Source organism: Thiovibrio frasassiensis, from assembly GCF_029607905.1.
In the GTDB taxonomy this organism is placed as follows: Bacteria; Desulfobacterota; Desulfobulbia; order Desulfobulbales; family Desulfurivibrionaceae; genus Thiovibrio; species Thiovibrio frasassiensis.
The window spans coordinates 1864166-1885680 of record NZ_JAPHEH010000001.1 but is presented as its reverse complement, the minus strand read 5'-3'; the positions used below and the strand labels follow the sequence as shown (position 1 = coordinate 1885680).

Annotated in this window: 12 protein-coding genes; 2 read left to right on the top strand and 10 right to left on the bottom strand. The window is 55.5% G+C overall.

The window, feature by feature from the left end; all coding sequences use genetic code 11:
• The 9 genes from OLX77_RS08880 to OLX77_RS08840 all read right to left on the bottom strand — a co-directional run bounded on the left by OLX77_RS08880 (position 1) and on the right by OLX77_RS08840 (position 16789).
• Positions 1-2034 carry a diguanylate cyclase gene (locus OLX77_RS08880; RefSeq protein WP_307633241.1) on the bottom strand — a complete coding sequence of 678 codons (2034 nt, stop codon included), beginning with the start codon at positions 2032-2034 and terminating at the stop codon, positions 1-3.
• Between the two features lie 571 nt (positions 2035-2605).
• Positions 2606-3589, bottom strand: coding sequence for a transposase (locus OLX77_RS08875; protein ID WP_307633240.1), 984 nt, complete (start codon positions 3587-3589; stop codon positions 2606-2608).
• A 116-nt stretch (positions 3590-3705) separates the two neighbouring features.
• On the bottom strand, positions 3706-4581 hold the full coding sequence (locus OLX77_RS08870) for a hypothetical protein (RefSeq protein ID WP_307633239.1): 876 nt from the start codon (positions 4579-4581) through the stop codon (positions 3706-3708).
• A gap of 74 nt (positions 4582-4655) precedes the next feature.
• Positions 4656-11291: a hemagglutinin repeat-containing protein gene (locus OLX77_RS08865; protein ID WP_307633238.1), complete on the bottom strand. Its 6636-nt coding sequence runs from the start codon at positions 11289-11291 to the stop codon at positions 4656-4658.
• A gap of 35 nt (positions 11292-11326) precedes the next feature.
• Positions 11327-11935, bottom strand: coding sequence for an outer membrane beta-barrel protein (locus OLX77_RS08860; protein WP_307633237.1), 609 nt, complete (start codon positions 11933-11935; stop codon positions 11327-11329).
• A gap of 71 nt (positions 11936-12006) precedes the next feature.
• On the bottom strand, positions 12007-12531 hold the full coding sequence (locus OLX77_RS08855; RefSeq protein WP_307633236.1) for a toxin-activating lysine-acyltransferase: 525 nt from the start codon (positions 12529-12531) through the stop codon (positions 12007-12009).
• 10 nt (positions 12532-12541) lie between these two features.
• On the bottom strand, positions 12542-14224 hold the full coding sequence (locus OLX77_RS08850) for a ShlB/FhaC/HecB family hemolysin secretion/activation protein (protein ID WP_371877506.1): 1683 nt from the start codon (positions 14222-14224) through the stop codon (positions 12542-12544).
• Between the two features lie 673 nt (positions 14225-14897).
• Positions 14898-15974: a DUF2914 domain-containing protein gene (locus OLX77_RS08845; RefSeq protein ID WP_307633234.1), complete on the bottom strand. Its 1077-nt coding sequence runs from the start codon at positions 15972-15974 to the stop codon at positions 14898-14900.
• 41 nt (positions 15975-16015) lie between these two features.
• Positions 16016-16789, bottom strand: coding sequence for a YkgJ family cysteine cluster protein (locus OLX77_RS08840; protein WP_307633233.1), 774 nt, complete (start codon positions 16787-16789; stop codon positions 16016-16018).
• A 139-nt stretch (positions 16790-16928) separates the two neighbouring features.
• Here OLX77_RS08840 and OLX77_RS08835 point away from each other — a divergent pair, with 139 nt between their 5' ends.
• Positions 16929-18770, top strand: coding sequence for a family 10 glycosylhydrolase (locus tag OLX77_RS08835; protein ID WP_307633232.1), 1842 nt, complete (start codon positions 16929-16931; stop codon positions 18768-18770).
• Positions 18771-18774: 4 nt separating this feature from the next.
• On the opposite strand, the gene OLX77_RS08830 is transcribed toward OLX77_RS08835, so the two are convergent.
• Entirely contained in the window at positions 18775-19035 is a 261-nt protein-coding gene (locus OLX77_RS08830; RefSeq protein ID WP_307633231.1) for an AF1514 family protein, read from the bottom strand.
• Positions 19036-19124: 89 nt separating this feature from the next.
• On the opposite strand from OLX77_RS08830, the gene OLX77_RS08825 reads away from it, so the two are divergent.
• Entirely contained in the window at positions 19125-21506 is a 2382-nt protein-coding gene (locus OLX77_RS08825) for a two-component system sensor histidine kinase NtrB (RefSeq protein WP_307633230.1), read from the top strand.
• Positions 21507-21515: the final 9 nt, after the last annotated feature.

The window sequence follows — 21515 nt, the reverse complement described above, 5'->3', positions numbered from 1 at the left end:
TCAGGAATCAGCCGCATCCGACCCATTGAGGAAGGGGAAAAACTCCCGGTCCGCCTCAAGCATATGCCGCATCACCACCTCATAAACCAAAAACTGAAAAACATCCCCCATCGTAAGCGTGGAGGCCTTGAACCCCTCGCTCAACTCCATCCCCTTCGCCAGTAACTTGGTGTGCTCCTCGACATGGTGACTCCGGCCGGGGTACCCAATTTCCTCAAGGATACTTTCTTCATCACGAAAGTGCTGAGCGGCCTCGGCAAGCAGTCGGCTAATGATTGCGGAAATCTCCGGGGCGGGGCGAGTCAAAAGAACCGCATCGAGCAACTCGTTGGAGATACGCAAGAGGGTCTGGTGTTGCATGTCGAGCAGTTGGTTGCCGCAGCAGAAAGAATCTTGCCAGGCCAGGTGCACCAGATTGGCCTTGATTTCTTCCCCGACTTCGCGGGCAGCGACAAACTCCACCCGGTTGCGGCCGGAGGCTTTGGCCCGGTACAACAGCGCATCCACCTGAGCCAGGATATCCATGGCCGATCCATCGGCAGTGCACTCCACGGTCACCACCCCCAGACTGGCGGTAACACACGGTGCCACGCTCGACCCTGTATGGGGAATACCAAGAGCCATGATCCCCCGACGGATCTTCTCGGCGATGATCACCGCCCCGCGGCTCCCTGTTTCCGGCAAGATGCAGGAAAATTCTTCCCCGCCATAACGGGCCACCAGATCGGCGGGACGGGTTGCACAATCGCTCATCACCCGAGCAACCTCCTGCAGGCACTCGTCGCCGCTGATATGGCCGTAACAATCGTTGAACGCCTTGAATTGGTCGATGTCCAGCATGACCAACGACAGCTTCGCCCCCGAGCGCACATGCCTGGCATACTCCCTCGCCAGCACCTGATCAAAACGTCTCCGGTTGGCAACACCCGTCAAGCCATCCGTATTGCTCAGGGCCTCCAGCTTGCGGTTGGATCTTTCCAACGCCTGCTCCGCGCGCTTACGCGCGGTTATCTCCTGAAAACTTTCGACGCTTCCCACCACCTTGCCCTTGGCATCGAGAAGCGGCTTGGCGTTGATGATGAAATGCCGAGAGACCCCGTCCTTTTCCTTGACCGATTCGTAGGTGTAGGTGCCCGCCCCTTCCATGATCTTGGTAAGGGGACAATTTTCGGTACGACACGATTCCCCCGGCCGGTGGTCATAGCACCTGATCATTTTTTGCCCTTCAGAAAGAGGACCGAACGTTTCCCAATACGATTCATTGGCCATCAGAATAGTATGATTTTTATCGGTCACACTGGTCGGAACCGGGCTGTTGAAGGTGGCGTCAAAAAGCCGCTGTTTCCGCCCCAAAATAGTCCCGCCGATGAAAATGAAGATAAGACCGATGACCGCCACCGAGCCATAGCCGGCAATGAGAAAAAAGTAGGTGTGAGTGGGATAAGGCAAAGAGACACTGATCCCTCCCCGGATATCACCCTCCTTGTATCCCTGCCGGGCATGGCACTTGAGACACTCGGGCCCGGTAAGGAGAGGCGCCATGTAGCGAAACCAGGAAATGTTCCCTTCCTCGACAAACTCGCCCTGCTCCTTGACCCCCTGGGCGAAAGACTTGAGCCACCGCTCCTCCCACTCCGTCGCCTTATTCTCCGGCCTGATCGGCGTAAGACTGGTAATGTGGAACTGAATGCCGCTCGCACTCTTTTCCGCCAATTCCGCAATCTGCCTGGTCATATAAGAAGGATTGAGCTTGGTAAGCCTGAGACCGTTGTCGGCAATCAGGTCCCGGCCTTGCACCGGCAGATATGGGTTGGGTTGGGTTGTACTGGTGATGGGCACATAAACCCCGCCGTGAGAGGCATTCCACTGACGGCTGACCAAAACTTGCTGAAAAAAGGCATTGGCAGTGGTCAACGCGCGATGGTACTCCTCCCGCCGGGTATCAAGCGCAACCCAATAAGCAAAGCCGGCCAAAAGGAAAACCCAAATGACCATCGCACTCAAGGTCAGAAGCCCTTTGCCGTCTTTTCTCAAGAAGACTCCTTCTGATAACCGCCGCGCATTCAACCTGACAACTGGAGTTGCCTGTCAAATAAGGGAAGAATAATTACATCATCATAAAATAGCACGATACAGAAGTCTCGAAAAAAGAACTCGCCTCTCCGGAACAACCCCAAAATACCCTGCGCTAATCCGCGATGGATCAGAGGCAAAACAACACCGTACTCCCAGGGGCAACAAGCTTTTCCCACTCACAACCCCCGCATCGTCTCGCTCTCCGGTTCCACCGGCACATCGGTCACCACGGTAAAGGCATGGACAACCACCGGCGAAGGACAAAGGGACGTTTTTTAATTGTTTAATCTTGGCCAATTATGCTTCCAACCAATTCTGGTTCATTGCTGGATATGAGTTCTCGTATGTAACTGTAACTGGGGTCGGGCCAAGCTACTTGCTTGATATCTCAGCACAATCTTCCCAAGAATAGGTGTTTTCAACGCTTAATCCATGCTTTTCGCTGGCAAAATCATGGTGATAGAGGATTTGTATCAGCAATATTTTTTGTTTTTTTCTTAAGAAGGACAAAGGGACGTTGTTTAATTGTTTAATCTTGGTCAATTATGCTTCCAACCAATTCTGGTTCATTGCTGGATATGAGTTCTCCCCGTCGGACCGCATGGCTTACAGCAGAACGCTTAACACGAAGCACTTTGCCGACCTCGGTTCCGCTATGCCCCAAAAATCGCACCGCAATATAACAAAAGATATCCCGCGCAGCCTTCACCATCTCGTCCTGAGACCGTTGTTCTATACCCCTCTTTTCAAGGTCATAATATCGAGCAACCAGAGACCTCAGTTCGGGCAACAACATCCCGGCCATCAGTTTCTCATGTAACTCCTGCTCTTTTCGAAGGGCTCTGACAAATACGTCACTACCCAAAACACGTTCGTCGTACAGCCCAGCCTCAGGCACTGCTTGATTCTTAAGGCTTCTTCGCAATCCTCCCCCAACCAGTTCATCTCGTTTCCCCTGAGCAATACCGTCTTGCACAAAATCACGATACTTCTGCCGCCTTCTCTTCAGGTTTTCTCCAAAATGCGACAGAACCGGCTCAACTGCTTGCCCAGGAAGTTGTCTCTTGCCCATTATGACCGAATGACCGCACCAGGGATAATTGGTTAATTCATTGTAATCAGAAACCAATTTTGCCCTAAGAGGGTTGAGGTGGATATAACGAATCAATTCCAGCAGGTACGTTTCTTCTTCGCAAGCAATTGATTTATATCGATTCTGGAAAACATGACCTGATCTACGATGAAGCAAGTTGAAATTTATCGCATACCCGGTCAGCAAGCGACGCATGAACTGTTTTAATTCGATTCTGTTCGGACGAAGTAACAGATGGAAATGATTAGGTATCAGCGCCCAGGCAAAACAGTCGGTCTCAGTTTCCTCTAGCAATACCGATAAACGCCTGAGGAACACATCACGGTCATTATCATCAAGGAAAATCTTCCGCCGCTCAATCCCACGGACGATTACGTGTTGCAACAGGCCGGGTATGTCAAGTCGTGCTTTTCGTGGCATACCAATATCCTGACACAAGTAGACATTCAATTCAACAATTAAACAACGTCCCCTTTTCCGCCTCTTTTCCGCCTCGTATGACCCCGTAGCCGTAGCTCTCCCCAGATAGAGCAATATCAAGGCTGCAACGGCTCGATATTAACTGATTCAATCAAGTGACGAAACGTAGCCTTGAATCGTTCATGGGCGTCGGGGTCCTTGAGCGATTCAAGGTTAGCTCCAAGCCTAAACAAAAAAGTGTAACCAGTATCGCCTATGGGCAGCATCCAAAATTGATAGGGGCCGCTTGAAGCACCATCTGTAGATTGCGGTTCAAGGTTGAATTCAAGAACCGTCCAATCGTTTGTGCCAATACGTTGATGACTAACGCGGCCTTGTTGCTGGGAATTCTTTTTTAGCCACGCTAGATATTGGTCAACCGACCATTTACGCAACAACACCGTTAATCCGTGCTGAGTCGCGTACCAGGACTGATGGCACATTGTCTGCAACCCCGTCTCAATTTCTTTGTAACCAATGGGTTTGACAATGTCAGGAGTATCGCTCTCGTATCTCCCAGTTCTCCTGGCGCGCTCAATGCGCTCCCGCTGCGCTTTTTCTGAAGCCTGCAATTCCTCTTTGGTCGGAGTCCCATACACCGGGTTCATGACTTTAACGCTGCGAACGTAACGATCGAAATCTTTCCGATCAACTTTGCCATTTTTATCTACCGTTGCATAACTCTTATCCGACTGCCACCACACCTTGCCGCCTTCTTCATATATTGAACCAAGGCTGTCAAAAATTCTCAGCGGTACACCTTTAGGTTTTCCAAAGTAGCTTCCATATTCACATGTTCCGCCAAGGTTAATCCATTCATGACTAACCCGATATTTCCCAAAAAACGTAAAGCTATGCTTAATGTAGTAAGGATTCACGGGCATTGCTGGGTCTAATGCACCTGGCTTCAGTAGTTGCTCTTCACGCACCTTATCGGCCAGTTGTTCGGCCATGAAACCGCAACCGGTCAAACACCAAAACAGTCCCAGGCAACTCAACAACAATATATTCTTCTTCATCGTATACCTTATTCTGTTTGTTGTATGGGGTTGCCTTGGGCATCAACTTGTTGACCGCCTACATAGCGAATCAGCTTGGCATTACCATCCGGCGTCCCCTGCGGCCCGCCGGGCACCGGGAATTCCACCTGCGTGCTACCGAGAGCCCCGGTGCCAAGGCTGCTATGCATGCTGTTGTTGGTGTCAAGCACCTGCCACAAGTCCTTAAGGGTCCACACCCCTGAATTGCCGCCAGAAAGTGTGGATACCGATACCGGGTCGTTGCTGAAGTAACTGTAGGTAATATTTTTCCTTCCGACTTCCCCTGTTATTTTTACCGCCGCCTCCGTGTAACTCTGCGCATCGGCCGCCCCACCTACGCCGCGCACAGTCAGGTTCTGGTTGGTATAGGTGTTGCCATTTTCATCCGGTCTGTTGGCCAAAATCGTGAATGAACTCTTTTGCACCAGTGTGGCCCGGCTGTGGCCCAGCGAGTTGGTGGCCTTATCTCCCCGGCTGGCCAGTTCGCTGGCGTAAACCTCTGCCGCATTAGTATAACCAAAGAAATTAGCCAGCCCATAGCTCATGGAGTCAATGGCTTTCTCATAGGCCACGCCCATCAGTTCCGAAATGGTGTTGTTGGCCGGTTTGATGTACATCAGATAAATGGTGGTAGGTTTGAGGTCTTTCAGTCCTGTCTCTGGGTTGATGATGGGTTCAGCATTCTGATACGCCAGCTCCATGGCCCGCTGTTCGTCGTTCAAGATGCCGTTGACGGCCAGCACCGTGTCCGGGCTAGCGTTGGCGGCGACCTCTTGAGGAGTGGCTGGTGTTCGCTTGAGTTGGCTCGGATCGGCCACACAGTTGGCACCTACGGGGCACTCCACCTTAAAGGATTTCGGAGTTTCTAGAAACTTAGAACGGTACGCCTCGTCAGTGAAGGTGGTGACGATCTTGATTGCCTCCTCCTTGATCGCCCGCTCCGCTGCCACCCTCTGTTCCATCGCCTGCACGTCTTGCTTCTGCGCCGCAGTCTGTGCAGTGGCGGTGTCACGGTTCAGGCCGGCCACGGTTTGTTCTGCGGTTTGAGCAGTACGTTGCAGTTGCCCGGCTTCATCGGTGACGACCACCGTTCCTTCACTCACAGCGCTGCGGGTTTGCCCACTAGAACTGCCCGAGTCACTGGCGTTGTTCAGCGCATTTCCTATAACCCCCTTTGCAATCCCATACTTACCTTGGGTAACCATACTACTATCGATGTTGATCCCGCTCGACTTAGCGCTAGCTTCGGCGTAGTTAGCGATATCACGGCTAGTGAGCGTAGCCGTGATCAAAGTATTCTTGTCATCCTCAATAGCCTTATCGGTGCTAGCAATCACCGCACCTTTCAGATCGGTATTCCCTGCCACCTCGACCTGAAATCCCTCATCCCCAGCCTTGACCCCCGATTGCTCTATCACACTGGCATAATTACTGTTGACCTTGCTCTTACTGGCGTTGATGCTAGCCGATGGACTGGACCCAAAGGTAACAGAGCCGCCCATGCTTTTTTGCTTGCTGTCGTACTGGCTGGTATCTTGCAGGCTTTCGACATTGAGATTGCCGCCCACATCCGCAACTACCTGCTTGCCGTTCACCACCGCACCCTTGAGCGTGGTATCGCCGCCGGATTGCATGGCCAGCACATTACCCGCCTCGACGTGGGTATTCGTCCAGGCCACATCGCTGCCGTCGGCATTGCCCCGGCCTTGGCTGGCAGCCAGGGTGACACCGGTTTGACTGCCAAAACTCACCCCGATAGAGCCGCTGCTTGACTGGTTGGTGCTGTGTTGCTCGGCGGTGCTTTGGGCGGCAAGCAGATTAATCTTGTCGTCTGCCTTCAGTGTGATATTGTTTCCAGCCGTGATCTGGCTGCCCTGCACGGTGAGATCGCTCTCCTTGCCGACTCCTGTCGCAGAGAGGTTGACATTGTTGCCCGCCGCTACTGTCGAGCCTTGCGCGGTACTGCTGCTTTGGGTGCTGTTGCTTTGGCTGCTGCTACTCCCCAGGCTGATGCTGAGGTTGATACCGCCGACCTTATCGGCCAAATTGCCATCCTTGACAGCTTGCCCAGCCTGGACCTTGTTGTAGGCGTCGTAGCCGGCAAGTGCCGTGGTGGCCCCGGCCAGGGCCTGCATCCGGACATCCTTTGTCTGGCCTACCGCCTCGGTCATATGCTGCGCGGTCTGGATCGCGGAGATCACCGGGCTGCTAAGCGCCAACGTCAGACCGCTTTGCTTGAACTTGGTTTCCGTAGTGTTTATGCTGGTGTTTAGGGCTTCGATGATGTCGATTTTTTTGGCACTGACCTCGATATCGCCCTGAGGCGCAACCACATTACTGCCCACCTGCTTGTAGTCGTTGCCAGCCTCAATCGTCACATTACCTGCCGTACTGCCCACCGTGGAGGCGACAGCCATGGTGCTGGTGCCTTTGGCATCCGTGCTTTGTTGCTGGCTACCAATAGTAAAGCCGATGCCGCCCGAACTGAGTAAGCCGCTCTTTTTCTCTTCCCGGAAATGGCTTTCTTGCAGGGTGTTGGTGGCGGCTTCTATCTTGACGTTGTTTAAGGCCGTGAGCGTTACATCATTGGTGCCCACCACATTGCTGCCTTTAACATTGATATCTTGATTCGCCAAAACGGTGGTGGCATTGCCCGACAGAGTGCTGGCTTGAGCGGTGGTCTCGTTTAGAGAATCACGGGTAGTGGTGGTCTTACTGGAGAGGAAGCCTTTGCTGGTGTGCTGATGGGCTTCATCAAGGCTGCGTGTCGCTTCACCCGCTATCAGATTAACGTTGCCCCCGGCCGTGGCCAAGAGCGTACCCTGGTCGCTGCTGACGTTGGCAGCCTTGGCATTAAGATCGTTACCCGCTTGCAGGCGAATCTCGCCCTGGGTTTGGATGGTGGTGCCGACTTCGGTGCGACTGCTGTCTTTCCGATAGTTCTTACCGTCCCAGGCAATACTGTTGTTTGAGCTTTCCGTGACAGTGCCAAGATTGAGGTTGTTTCCAGCCACAATCATGGTGGCGCCTGCGGGTTGCTCTGCCGCAGGCGGTGCAGCATTGAGGATGGTGGCGGAATCAAAATTAATGTCACGCCCGGCGGCGGCCAGCAGGGTCCCGCTACTGCCTGTGACATATAGGCCCGCGACACGGTTGATATTGGTGCGGCTCCCTTGGGCATTGGTCTGGGTGCTGGTGGTGGAGATAACGTTAAGATCGCGTCCGGCAGTGGCGGTGAGACTATTGACGGCATCGATTGTGCCACCAATATTGTTCAGATCGTTACTGGCAGCGACACCGACATCGTTACCGGTAATGCGCCCGCCGAGATTGCGCACATTCTCGGCCGTGAGCGCGACGACGTTGCGCCCGGCGATGGTGCCGCTATTGTTCAGATCACTGCTGAGATTAAGATTGACGTTGTTCCCGGCAATCAGGGCTCCAGAATCTTGGAGATCGCCGTCTTTAACAGCTACATACAGTTGCGGAACCAGAGCCTTGGTCATTTGGCCGTCCGGCAGGATGATCTCTTTTTCGACCAACCAGACGATATCGCTGGTGAGTTGCGCCATTTGTTCGGCTGACAAGGCCACCCCCGGGCGTAACTGATAGGCTTGGGCAAAGGTGCTGGCGTTACCCATCAGCACCTGGTACTGCACTTCATCATTGGCATAACCATCAAGAAAGCGGCGACCGGTGAGCTGCGCCACCTGTTCACGGATGAGTTTTTGCTCGTAAAATCCATCTCCCAAGCGCTTTTGGCTGGTGGCAGGGTCCATGGACAAGGCGTTCAACAGGTAGTCGGAACTCAACCAGTTGCGATAATTGGCAAACCGCAAATCGGTTTCGACCAGATATCCCGAAGTCGGGCTGGAATTCAAACTGAACAGGCTGTTATTGGGGACACTGACTGCATGGGCACCACTCGGCGTTTGACTGGCGCTGGCAGGGTACAGGGTAGCAATCTGAGTACCGGTCCCCGTAGGGGCAGTGTTTTGCCGATAGACTGTAGGGGTTAACGAAATCGCCTGAATAACCGTAGCAGGATTGTAACCAGCGATGCTGCTGCCGGTGGAATCGCGCCCTTTTTGGTTATCTCGCCAGAATGAGGTGACCGTGCCGGAATCGGCGATGGTCCGCCTGCCGGCAACTTCGGTATTATTAAGGGTGGCAGTTGCAGCGGTCAACTCACCGCCGGCGATGATTTCGCTTTTATCATTGAGTAGTGTGTCGGCGCTGATACGCATGTCCGTACCGGAAAGAATCTGCGCCGGGTCGGAACTCAACACCTTTGTTTCGGTGACCGATCGATTATAGTTGTAGCTCAACCAACTTTCGTAATTTCCTTGGGGCGTGTGAAGCTGGAGAGACTCGTCAACGTATAGGTACACCCCGGGTGTGCCGGGCGTATAACGATTCGGTGAGCCGCTGCCTTGGTATTCCACGATATGCTCCGTGCCCAGAGATTGCACGGTGGTGCTGAAATGCACGTTGGTATTATTGATCTGCCGGGCGACGAGATCGACACTGCCCAGCGCTTCGATGGTGGCGCTGTTGTTATTCAGGGTGGTGGCCTGACCGGTGGCATGGTTGTCGGCATCAAGGCTGCCGCCGATGGCCATATCCCCTGCGCTGAAAAGGAGTGCGTGTTCACGGTTGGTGATTGCTTGTGCGCCTATGTCCAGTCGATTGCGGGCACCGATCACCGGGGCGACACCATTTTCGGCATCGTTGGTCACGGTGGTCGCGGCGATCGCGATGTGGTCGCCATAGATGCGACCGGTACCAAGGTTATTCAGGGTAGTCGCTTCGATAATCGTGTCTTGGCCTTCGATCAGTCCACGGTTAGTTAGGGTCTGGTTGTCGGTGGCTTTAAGTTTGACTTGATTGGCACTGATCTGGCCAGTGGCCTGGTTATCGATACTGGCAGCTTTGAGATTGAGCGCCGTCCCGGCCAGAAAAGTGGACTGATTGGTAAAAGTTCCGGTGGTCTCAATACTGGCAGTACCATTGGCTTGCAACTCGCCGTAATGGGTATAGTTTTGCGTGAGCTTGATGCTGAGGTCGCCGAGACTCAGCATCTTGCCGTCTCCGGTCAAGCCGACGCTGTCAACGTCGAGCTGTTGCCCGGCAATTACGATGCCGTCGGTGTTGGTGATGGACAAGGTCTTATCGGCGAGGTTGGCGTCCTGTAGCCTGACGCTCTTGCCTGAAGAAATCACCCCTTGCGTATTATCGATACTGTTGCCACTGCTTACAACCAAGGCATCATCAGCGCGTACAGCGCCCTGCCGGTTGTCGATTTGTTGCGCAGTGAGACTGAGCGACCGACCTTCCAACCCTTGATTGTCGCCTTGGGTGTCGGCATTCACGATATCGCCTGCGGCAATGCTCAGGGATTGGCCGGAGCGCACCAGACTGGCCGTGTTGTTCAGCGTGCCGCCGAGGTTGATATTCGCCTCTTCAAAGGCCTGGATTTGCCCTCCCTGATTATCCAGATCGCCTATGGTATTCAGGCTGGCTGTCCCATTACTGATCATATTGCCGCTGTTCCGGATGCCACTGCGGGTATCAATCTGCATATGATTGGTACTGATAATGCATCCCGCGTTTTCCAGCCGACCTTCGGCGGTGACAATCACTTCCCCAACGCTGGCGCCGATATTGCCTGCGTTGCGCACACCCACCCCTGTTTCAGTACCGACCAGGATGATTTTGCCTGCATACATCCCGCCGAGCTGAGCAACATCAATGGCAAAAGCAGGTGGCGCACCGGTTCCAGCAATCGGGGTCGCCACGGTGTGCTCCGCGTCAATCCGGTTGGCACCCGCCGTCACTTTAAGTTGATTCGCCCAGATACCCGCATTGACTTGCACCGAGCGGGCAATCAGATCGGTATAGTCGGCGGTGCTGGTGTCGAGCCCTGCACCGGCGATATTGATGACCCCGCCCTGCACGCGGTACCCTTCGAGATTGCCACCACTGAAGATGGGAGTGCCTGTCGTCAAGGTGGCACGGTTTGAGTTGATAAAACCACAACCTTCGCAAGTAACGCCGGCCGGGTTGGCTATGACCACTTGGGCACGGCTACCGGCAACTTCGACATACCCTTGCAGCAGGCTCGGATTGCTGGAGTTGACTTCATTGAGAATAACGCGCGCGCTGCCGGTGGCAAGCCAGGGATTGGCTTGCACCCATCCACCCAATTGGGTTTGCGCGTTGGTGCGCGCATTGTTGAGAATCGCCCCTTGTTGCTGGACATCGAACTGGCGATAGGTGTTCCGTGATACCCCGGCAGCGCTGGGGGTCTGAATATTAACCAGCGGCACCCCATTCGGTGCACTCAGAATAGTCGGACGTTGGGTGGCCGGGGCACTCGGATCGGCCACGATTTGCGCCTGCCCGATGGCCGGCCAAATGATGAACCCAGCAGTATTAACGACGAGTGTTGCCCAAGCACTATAGGTAACGGCACGAAAAGCACTGCCCCGCACAGCCCTTGGCACAACAGTCTTTCCCGATGTTTCGCCACTGGACTTGGTGTGACTGACCGCGATTTCAGCAACGGCCATGAGAATGCCGCGAGCTTTGTTAAAGACCATACGGTAACAATGCTTATTCATTCGCCCCCCCCTTTATGCAACGCAAATGCTAAAAATCAGAAACGGTAGCCCAGATAGACAACGGCTTGATTCGTTTCGGGCTTGCCGTCCGACTGATTGGCCGACTCGCGGTTGTAATCGATATGCTGCACTTCAAGGCGCGCCTCTATTTGCTTAGCCAGCACAGTACTGAAACCCAGACCATATCCCACCCCGTTATGGGTGGTCTCTCCCGAGCCAAGCTGGCTGTCGTTAAATTCGCCCTTGGCGTGGTGCCAGCCAAGCTTGGCATAGACAAGCCAGTTGGGCGACAGCCGGTATCCCGGAGCCACATAAAACGAGAAATGATTTTTAAGTTGGCCATCGACGCTATAGGTATTGCCACCATCGACGTAGCTTACGGTGCCGAAATCAGTTTTATTCAGATCATAGGTCGCCCCAAGCGTAACAAGACATTGCGGCGCGAGATTGATACCGTAGGAGGCATCGATTATACCGACGGTATCGGTGTCCTTACTGGTTTGCCCGGCCAAATATCCCCCGTAATCGACTTGGTTTCGTACCGAGCCAAGCCCGAGGGCAAGCGATGCCCCGGTAAAGCTGGTCTCTTCTGCTTGCACAGTTGCGCCGGCACCCAACAACAGCATTACAACACTACAGGTCACGAAAGAACGGAATGCGGGTTTCATACAGTGTCCTCAATAGAAAGATGAATGAAAAATGATGGAATCAACCATCACAGGGAATGCACAAAAGGTTGTTGCAACCGGGCTTGCGCTTCTTCGCGCGGAACAGACATGCCACGAAAGGTTTTGATCTTCAAACCTCGTTCATCTCCACGGTGGTCGAGGGAGCGAGCACAACGATCGGCAAACAATTGCCGTTTGAGCAATCGGTGCATGATTCGGGTATGTCCGAAGGGCGCGACCCAGTCTAGTATCCACATGCGTTCGCCGCTGTTCCAATCGCTCTCCGGCATGCAAACGGGATGCTGTTGCAAATAACGCTGCTCCGCTTCCGGGCTCAAGTTGGCCCAGGCCAGATAAAACACCGGCCTGCCTGCTTCGGAAGCCAGGATGAACTGCCTCTGTTTGAGAGCAGGCAACAACACTGCCGACAGGGTATGCAGGGGCCGTTCACGATGGGACGAAGAGTGCATCCACAACCAAACAGCACTGCCGAACACCTCTGCCTCAGTCCAACTTTCCTCAATCAAGCCGGGAGCGATAATATCCAAAGGGGTAGGTGTGTTGAAACGCATAGCTTCTCCTTTAAAAGGACCAATTGACATTGAAGCCTACAACACCGGCAACCGAACTGAAGCCATCGGGTTTGTTCAGCGGCTGCCCGATAAACATGTCATAGGCCAGCCCCTTGTAACCACCCCGCAGGCCCAATATTCCTCCAGTCAAACGGGTGCCGATCAAGTACTCGCTACTCGGTCCAGCCACTTCTCCGTAATCAATCCCTAGATACAGATCTTGACCCGTTTCCCACAGCGCCAATCCCAGGTCATTGCGAATCAACCAACCCCGGTCGGCTGAAAGCAAATTTTCCCCATCAAACCCACGCACGGTGTAGCGCCCGCCGATGGCAAACCGGTCTTGCGGCACCAAGGGCGTATGATTCCACTGCGCACGCCAAGTGCCGGTGTAGCGGAGGTGTTGCGCACCAACAACAAAGGGGACATTCAACTGCGCATCGGCCATGACGATTTTAGGCCGGGATGTACCTTCGTCGAAGGGTTCTTCCGGTGCGGGCAAAGCATTCAAGGCGCCCGTACCCCGGCGATATTTGGCGTTCAAATCGAGGGTGGCAGCACCGATGAATTCCCGATGCGCAATACCAGCTTCCCACCCGGCCATGCGCCGACGTTGCACTTCCACTTCAGTGTCGTCGATATAGTTTTGGGAGGAGCGCTTCCAACCACTCAAAGAAAGCGTGGTTTTACGTACGGCATCGCGGTAAACGAGACGCGACAGCTTGATGTCGCTATTGCGGCTTTCGCCGCTGTAGACATAATCTTGATTGACACCCACCACTGTTTGGTAATAGCGATTGCTGCTGGTGGTGAAGCCGAGCAGCCAATAGCCGAAGGGCAGTGAGTAGTAGGCGGTAAACCCGTGCGTACCCTGCGGGTCGGAACCGTCACCCTCCAGATCATGATTGAAACTCAGGTAGGCTTGGTCATTCAATGTCAACAAATGATCAAAGGAGAGCGTCGTTCCGCCTTGGTATTTCCCCGTTGCCTTGGCCCCGGAGTCGTCGGCAAAAACACTCAAGCGCAGGGGAACGCCTTGTTTCCATTGGATGACCAGATCGCTCTCACCCGGTTGCGCATCCGGCCCCTCGGCGGGTGTGATCTCAATGTCCGCTTCAGCGGTTGGCACCCGTTTGAAATTCTCCAACGCTTGTTCGATATCGCGCAGATTGAGCAAATCACCCGGACTGGCAGGTACTGCATTCCATTGTGTGGCCCGTGCACTGGTCCCTGGCGCAAAACGGATACTACGAAGACGGCCTGGAATCAGGGTCAGTTTGAGCGTGCCGAGACTCAGGTTTTGTGGTTCAGCCAAAACTCGGGCAGTAACATACCCACGATTTACCAAGGCATTTTGCACCCGGCGCATCACCAGATTGATGCCGCGCGTACCCAAACAGCGGCCAAAGGCGACATCATCCTGATTATCTTCTGTTTTGTTTGCTGCGGCCAACGCCCACTGAAATTTTTCGGAGGCATCCCCCTCCAACACAATTTGCTGAATTGCGAAGCAGGGCGATTCATCCAGAGGCAGTCGATTTAAATCAGGAACGATTGGAATAGGTAATCGCACATCAGGACGTTGCTCCAGTTGCTGGCGCAAGACACGCTCACGTTCTTGCTGGCGCAGGAATTCCTGATTGGCCGCGTCTGTTGGCGAAACTGTTTGTGACCAAGTCTCTTCCGCCGACATTGAGGCAATGACAAATATCAGCAGTATGCAGCGTAATGCCTGCCTGACTATCTGGGGTTTTACGAAACCAAACAGGAAGCACTTTACACGCCCAGCATGATAACAAAAAAAATTCACATTCTGAGGGACAAGCCTGTGCAAAAAGAACTTTCTTTTTTTATCCAAAAGAGAAGGAATGGAAAATTTTTCGATTTGACCGAACGATGGCTTTACTAACAAATTATCAGAGCAAGTCAGATTCGTTTTTTTTAGGCGGAGCGGATTATTCCGCAGGACAATACTCACCGTAAAAACCGTAAGTTAAACAAAGAGACCCCCCTCTTTATATTAATTTATCCGGAATACAAATGTATTTTTATAGTTAGGATTTAGCTTTGCTAGGATGCGGGAAAATCCAGTTCATTGTCAAGACAAAAAATCATTCGTGAAAAATATTTATCTGAATTTTCAAATAGATACGTAGCACTATGTATGATCGTCGAGATTAAAGAGTAGGGCGGGCGAATTTTGCTACCATTCAAAACCATATCGCCAGCAGGGGGGGGGCACTAAATTGTTAGGTGGGCGTAATGATCTTCACAGGTGTGTCTTTACATGTGCTTGGGAGAGCAAGAGGGGGCAATGGCATTTGAGATTGTTAGATGCAACTGTAGCGACCGGAAAAAAAGCAGGTTCACAACCCCCGCACCGTCTCGCTCTCCGGCTCAACCGGCACATCGGTCACCACGGTAAAGGCATGGACAACCACCGTGCGGCCATTCTCGGTTTCCACCGCCACCCGCCATTGCCCGGACGGCACCTCCTGCTTATAGGTGTAGCCGCGAAAGCCGCCGTTGCGGCCACCGAACAGGCCAAACCCCTTGCGGGAAACGGTGACCCAACCGCGGATGGGTTCGTAATGCTCCCAGCGGTGATAGAGACGGGTGCTCAAGCCGCCCGGGGCGAAGACCGAGGAGACACAGTACAGCCGCTCGCCCGGGGCAAGATGGACCTCGCCGGACAACTCCCGCCAGAACACCCACCAGGAAGCCTTTTCCAGGGTGAGACGATACTCATCCCCCACACGCGCAAAATTTCGCCCCACCTCGATATCGCGCTTCACCAAAGGGACCGGCGGGATAAGATCCAGGGGATAGGCCACAGCCAGCATCCCGGCGATGATCCAGATCGGCGCCGCCCGCCCGGGGCAGCCCCGGGTATTTTTGCGCAGCCAATGGGTGAGCCCGGCCCCGGCCAGGGTGCTGAGATAAAACCAGACCATACTGATGCTGCCGACCATAAAAGGCAGGACAAAGTTGAACAACAACATGGAACACAACCCGAACAGAGCCCAGGTGAGGGTGAATCGGTGGTACTTGTCGTCAATAAATTCGTTGGCAACCAGCAAGCCGCCGAGGCCCAAGGACCACAGCATGGCGGTCAGGTGGCTGGAGCTCTTGAAGTAGAGGATAAACAGCGCGCTGAACAGCCCCCCGAAGAGGAACTGCAGCAGCAGGAGCGGGGCGCGTTCCCACCAGATGGAGCGACCAGAGGCCGGAGCGGCGTCGCCTTCGGAGACGGCCATTGCTTGGGCGTGATGCCGATGCCCCAGCCACCAGAGGATGGCGGCCGCGCCGACAAGATAGCCGGAGAGGATCCAGAGATCCGTTGGCCCCACCGAACGGCCGATGGTGAGCGCATCCCACAGAAAACCGCCGAAAAATGCAAGGGCGGGAAGATAGGCGCGGAGGTTGGCAAGTCTGCTATGCACGGAGGTGTCCCGCAGGAAGGCAAGGGAAAGAGAGGGGGGGCCTAACGCTTCAACTGGAGGGTGGGCTTGTTAACAAGCACCAGCTTGAGCCAGTCGTAGCCGAAGGTGAGCAACGCCTCGTCATCGGTTTCGATCAGCCGTTTGCGCGCCTTATCCAGCCGGTAGACATTGAGCATATTATGCTCGGCCACATACTGCCGGAAGCGGTCGAGATTGTAGCAGACCATGAAGGCCAACTGCTGCTTGGGTCCGGCCGCGCCCTCGCCCTGCCATGGGTTTGAGGCAAAAAGGGTGTCCATCTCGGCCCATTGGTCGTCCATGGCGTTGTAATAGACCAGATTCTGGTCGCGGAGCCATTCCTTGACCGTCCACTCCTTCTGCTCCTTATGGCCCAGGCAATAAGAATGATTGGTGATGAAATAATAAGCCCGGGGCTGGCCGCGCTCGGGGTTGCGGTCAACGGCCCGCTCCAGGGGGTAGCTACGACAGGCGGAGGGTCGATCCTCATACACAAGACAGCCCCGCTCGGGGTCGAGAAAAGGACAGCTGCCTTCCTCGTCCTCCCGCATCCGCATGACAACGGAGGGAAAAAGCGGATTGCTCCCCTGGACCACCCCACCATAGGTATTGAGAAACTCCTCCGAGGTGATGCCCAGCCTTTTTTTCAAACGGATAATATCGTAGGGGTAGAGAAAAAGGGTGAGCTTGCGGCAGCAGCGGGTAAAACAGGGAACCTCGGGATGACAGGCAAACGGAAACAAGGAGTCGCCAAGGGGCTGCATACCTTCGGGAAATTTTTTCTGATCGGTCATCATCTTTTTCCTGGTGCAATCTGAAGGCTGGGCTGTAACAATACGGAGAAACCATGCCCTTGCCATAGAGTATAAAAACGATCGAGCAAAGTACCATCCCGGTGCCAAAAGGTCAACCAGGATGCCAAGAAGAGAAACGCGCATGCCCAGCCGAAAACCGTTCTGTTTCCCGCGCGCCCTGCTCCCATCCCTGGCCCTCCTGCTTCTGGTCGCAGCCTGTGCCCCACGGCTGCAAACCTCGGCCTGGGTCACCCGCTTCGATCTGGACACCCCGGAAAAGGCGGCCTCGGTGTGCAGCGAGGCGAAGCAAGCGGGATTTGACCAGCTGCTGGTACAGGTCCGGGGGAGGGGTGACGCCATGTACCAAAGTGAAATCGCGCCCCGGGCCGAAAACCTGGCCCAGGCCCCGGCCGATTTCGACCCGCTCGGACAGCTGCTCGGAGACTGCGCACCCCTGCCCCTCCATGCCTGGCTCAACACCTATTATCTCTGGGGCGACACCACCCCGCCGGACAGTGCCGAGCATCCCGGCCACCCGAGCCAGCCGTGGATCCTCACCGACAACACCGGGAGGCCGGTATCCAGCTACTCCGAACAGGAAAAACGGCTGGGCTGGATCGAAGGCAGCTATGCCGATCCGGCCTCCGCGGAATACCGCGCCCTTTTTATCCAAGCGGTCAAGGAACTGTTGACCCGCTATCCGGTGGCGGGGATCCATCTGGACTTCATCCGCTACCCCGGCGCTGGCTATGGAAAAAGCGACGCGCTGGCCGACAAATTTGCCCGGGTCTGGGGGGTTGACCCCAGGCTGCTGCCGGAGCACCTCAATACCGAGTCCATAAACGCCTGGCTTGCCGGAACACAACCGCCGGCAGACCGGATCCTGACCATGGCCGCCCTTTTCTGGAACGAGTTTCGGGCAGGGCAAGTAACGCAGCTGCTCCGAGAGGTCCGCCACGCGCTCGACCAGCACGGCGATACAACCATTTCCCTGTCAGCCGCCGTCTTTCCCGAACCCTCCGGGGCCTACCTGGAAAACGGTCAGGAATGGCAGGCCTGGGCAGGAGAAGGGCTTGTTGACGCCCTGTACCCCATGGCCTATTTCGGGGAGAGCGACCGGGTGGCCAATCAGCTCCGGGAGATTACCCTAAACACTCCCCGCCCCCCCAAGGTTGCCCTCTGGGCCGGGCTGGGCGCTTTAAGCAAGGGAAAGGAAGGACTCGGCGATGAAGCGCGGATCGCCGGAGAATACGGCTATGACGGGGTCGCCCTCTTCAGCCTGGGACATATCCTGAAAAAATCAACCGCGGCACCCTGGGTGGAATCGGTGCGCGCTCCCCGACGGAACACGGCAAGAGCTGAACACGACCGGGAGAAACCGCTCCGCACCGCGCCGCCCACATTCGCGCCTCCGAACCTGCAAAGCCTGCAGGCCATCGTCCGCAAGGGGCTGGGCGGAGCTGGCCCACCGAGAGATCTGGAAGCCAAACTCGCCCTCCGGTTAGAGGAATATGCGCAAGCCAGAGAGCAGGCCATCCCCCAAACGCTCAAACTGCTCAAAACCTGGGCAATCACTCTGCCGGAGAACCTTGACCTGGGGGGAATCTTCCGCTATGCCAGCCCCTTGGACAGCCCAGCCCGCCGGCAAGAACAGGAAAAACTCTGCGAAAAGGGATGCCAGCGGCTGTTGGCTGGGGAAGAACTGGCCACGGTGGCCCGAGAGATCTCCCAGGACAGCAGCAAAAGCATGGGCGGCCTGCTTGCCCCCCGCTTTCTCGACCCGCTCAACCCTCAGGACCGGGAGCTTGCCCGTTTGCCCCCGCACAGCGTCAGCCGGGTGATGCGGGTTGCCAACGGCTTCTGGTGCTACCGGGTACAAGGCAGCACACCCGGCAGAAAAATCCCGTTTTGCGAAGCCCCCTGGGAGGCGAAACGGATCCTCTTTCGCCGGGCGCTCAGCGAGAGAATGGGTGCAGGGGAATAGCCTCTCAGCTTTGGATGAAAACATACTCCCCAAGGTTAAAGCTAATCTTCACCCTGCCGCCGTGGCTCTCGCCGTACACCTCCCACCCCGGCCGCCCCTTGATCTCGCACTGCGCGCTGCCAGGTGAATGGCTATTGCGGCGGGCATCCAACCAAGCGAGGCAATCGGTTTCGCCATTCTCTTGTTGGGCGATGATTTTGGCCATATTTCTGGCCGTGGCAAAATCCAGATCCATCCCGGTGATTGCAATCAAAATGTCTTTCATGCTACTATCCCTCCGTTGAAGAACTCTTACTTCACCAGAAAAACAGAGCAGCGTCCTTTAGGCAACAAGAACATCAGCCAAGGCATCCCATGAAACTGCGGACCATCATTTTCATCATCCTCCTTGCCCTTGGCATCCTGCCCATCCTCACCCTGGTCGGGGTCAATCTCCGCTCGCACATCAACCAGCATGAAACGGTGGAGAAAAAACGGACCGCCGCCGGAGCGGAAAGCAGCTTTGTCTCCCTCAATGCCAGGGTAAAATGTATCAAAAAAAGCCTGCTCCAGGCCGCAGCCACCCCGGCAAGCGCCGGCCTCGACCCAGCCTCCTTGGATTCTGCCGATTGCCAGCGACTGGCGGGGCTACTTATCGGCCAGATGCAAACAGAAAAGATGATCCTCGGGGTTCGCCTATTTGATGGCTCGGGCAAGCAACGGGTCCACCTCCGCCGCAAGACCAGCTCCCTGCCGCCGGTCGCAGACTCACTGCCGCCGGTCGCAGACTCCCTGCTGGAAGCAGCCACTGCCGAAGGGGCGGATGCCCCCCCCCCTCCACCCCTGTTCCAGAAGGGGCTGAGGCTCAAGGTTTCCGAGGTCGATGCCCTCCTGAGCGAGGATCAACGCTATCCCGGGGCCAGCCTCCTCAGCCTGGCAACCCCGATCCCCGACAGGGATGGCGCTGTAGCGGGCGTGGTGGTCATGGAGATCTCCCCAGCTTTGTTCCTCGACACCCATGGCAATGCCTGCTGGGCAACCCCAAGCGGCGCCATTATCCATGCCCCCGCCTCCTTCCCGCAACTGGACCCTGACCATCCCATTGCCTCGGGCGCCAATATCCTTGGACTCATCCCCGCTCTTGCCCCCCTGATGGCGGAGAACCTCCCCTTTGTCTGGGAGAACAGTACCGGCCTCAGCCTTACTTGGCTGCCGCTCATTTTCAATGATCATCTCCCTCCACCCTTGTGGCTCGGCTCTCCGGTGGACCGCAGCGCGGCCAGGGAATGGAAGCTTTCCCTGATCTACAACATTGCCGGCATCGTGCTCTGCATCGCCATAGTCGTTTCGCTCATTGCCAATGCCATGGCCAAAAAGATCGACCGGATCAAGGATGCGATCCTCACCGGGCTGGACTCCATTTTAAACAAGGGAGAGGAGAACGTGCAATTCAGCTGGACCGGCCCCCGCGAGGTGGTCAATCTAGCGGAAGAGCTCACCACCCTGGCCCGCCATTATGCGATCACCAGGACCAAGCAACAGGAGGCGGAGGCCGACCTGCGGCAAAGCGAGGACAAATTCAGAAACCTCACCGCCTCGGCCCAGGACGCCATCGCCATGATGGACCACCGCGGCAATATCTCCTACTGGAACGAAGCCGCTGCCGAGATCTTCGGTTTTTCCGCCAGCGAAGCCCTGGGCAATCCGATCCACACCCTGATCTCCCCCCGCCTTTCCGAATCCGGGCAACGGGGCGCGATGGAAGAAAAACCGGTGAGCGACGGCCCCATCCGCGAGACCATCGAGCTGATCACCAAACGCAAGGACGGCACGGAACTGCCCATTGAGCTTTCGCTCTCCGAGGCGCGGGTCAAGGACCGGTGGAACTCCATCTGGATCATCCGGGACATCACCGAACGCAGGCGGGCAGAGGACGAAACCAAGCTCCAGCAACAGCAACTGGTCCAGGCGGACAAGATGATCTCGCTGGGCGTGCTCATCTCCGGCGTGGCCCATGAGATCAACAACCCCAACAGCATCGCCATGCTGAACACCTCCATGCTCTTTAAGGCCTGGGAAAGCGCCAAGCCCATCCTCGATGAATACTACCAGGAAAATGGCGACTTTCTTATTGCCGGCCTTCAGTACAGCGAGATGTGCGAACAAATCCCCCGCCTTTTTCTCGAGTTGGAAGAAAGCGCCAGGCGCATCAAAAATATCGTCCATGACCTCAAGGATTATGCCCGGCAGGACACCACCCGCCACATGGAACCGGTGGAGATCAACACGATCGCCAAGGCGGCGATACGCCTCAACCACAACAAAATCAAGAACGCCACCCGGAATTTCAGCACCGAACTTGCTCCGGACTTGCCTCCCATCCGGGGGAACCGACAACGGCTGGAACAGGTGCTGATTAACCTGATCCAGAATAGCTGCGAAGCCCTGACCAGCCCGGAGGGCGCCATCACCATCACCTCGCATTATAATGCAAACAGCGATGAAGTAGAGGTGTGCGTTCACGATGAAGGCACGGGAATTCCTCCGCAAATCATCAACCAGATCACAGATCCGTTTTTCACCACCAAGCGTTCTTACGGCGGCACCGGCCTGGGGCTCTCCGTTTCGGCCGGAATCATCAAGGAACATCAGGGGCGACTGTCCTTCAGTTCATCCCCGGCGGCGGGCACCACCGCCACCCTCTCCTTCCCCGCCTGGCGGGAAGAGATGGGTGACAAAATCACTCAGGCAAGGTAGGCTAGGCAC

What these genes read in the sequence shown, in the direction of transcription:
- OLX77_RS08875 (WP_307633240.1), bottom strand. Translation starts at nt 3,589, where the DNA reads ATGCCACGAAAAGCACGACTTGACATACCCGGCCTGTTGCAACACGTA.
- OLX77_RS08870 (WP_307633239.1), bottom strand. Translation starts at nt 4,581, where the DNA reads ATGGCCGAACAACTGGCCGATAAGGTGCGTGAAGAGCAACTACTGAAG.
- OLX77_RS08865 (WP_307633238.1), bottom strand. Translation starts at nt 11,291, where the DNA reads ATGAATAAGCATTGTTACCGTATGGTCTTTAACAAAGCTCGCGGCATT.
- OLX77_RS08855 (WP_307633236.1), bottom strand. Translation starts at nt 12,531, where the DNA reads ATGCGTTTCAACACACCTACCCCTTTGGATATTATCGCTCCCGGCTTG.
- OLX77_RS08850 (WP_371877506.1), bottom strand. Translation starts at nt 14,224, where the DNA reads ATGTCGGCGGAAGAGACTTGGTCACAAACAGTTTCGCCAACAGACGCG.
- OLX77_RS08840 (WP_307633233.1), bottom strand. Translation starts at nt 16,789, where the DNA reads ATGATGACCGATCAGAAAAAATTTCCCGAAGGTATGCAGCCCCTTGGC.
- OLX77_RS08835 (WP_307633232.1), top strand. Translation starts at nt 16,929, where the DNA reads ATGCCCAGCCGAAAACCGTTCTGTTTCCCGCGCGCCCTGCTCCCATCC.
- OLX77_RS08830 (WP_307633231.1), bottom strand. Translation starts at nt 19,035, where the DNA reads ATGAAAGACATTTTGATTGCAATCACCGGGATGGATCTGGATTTTGCC.
- OLX77_RS08825 (WP_307633230.1), top strand. Translation starts at nt 19,125, where the DNA reads ATGAAACTGCGGACCATCATTTTCATCATCCTCCTTGCCCTTGGCATC.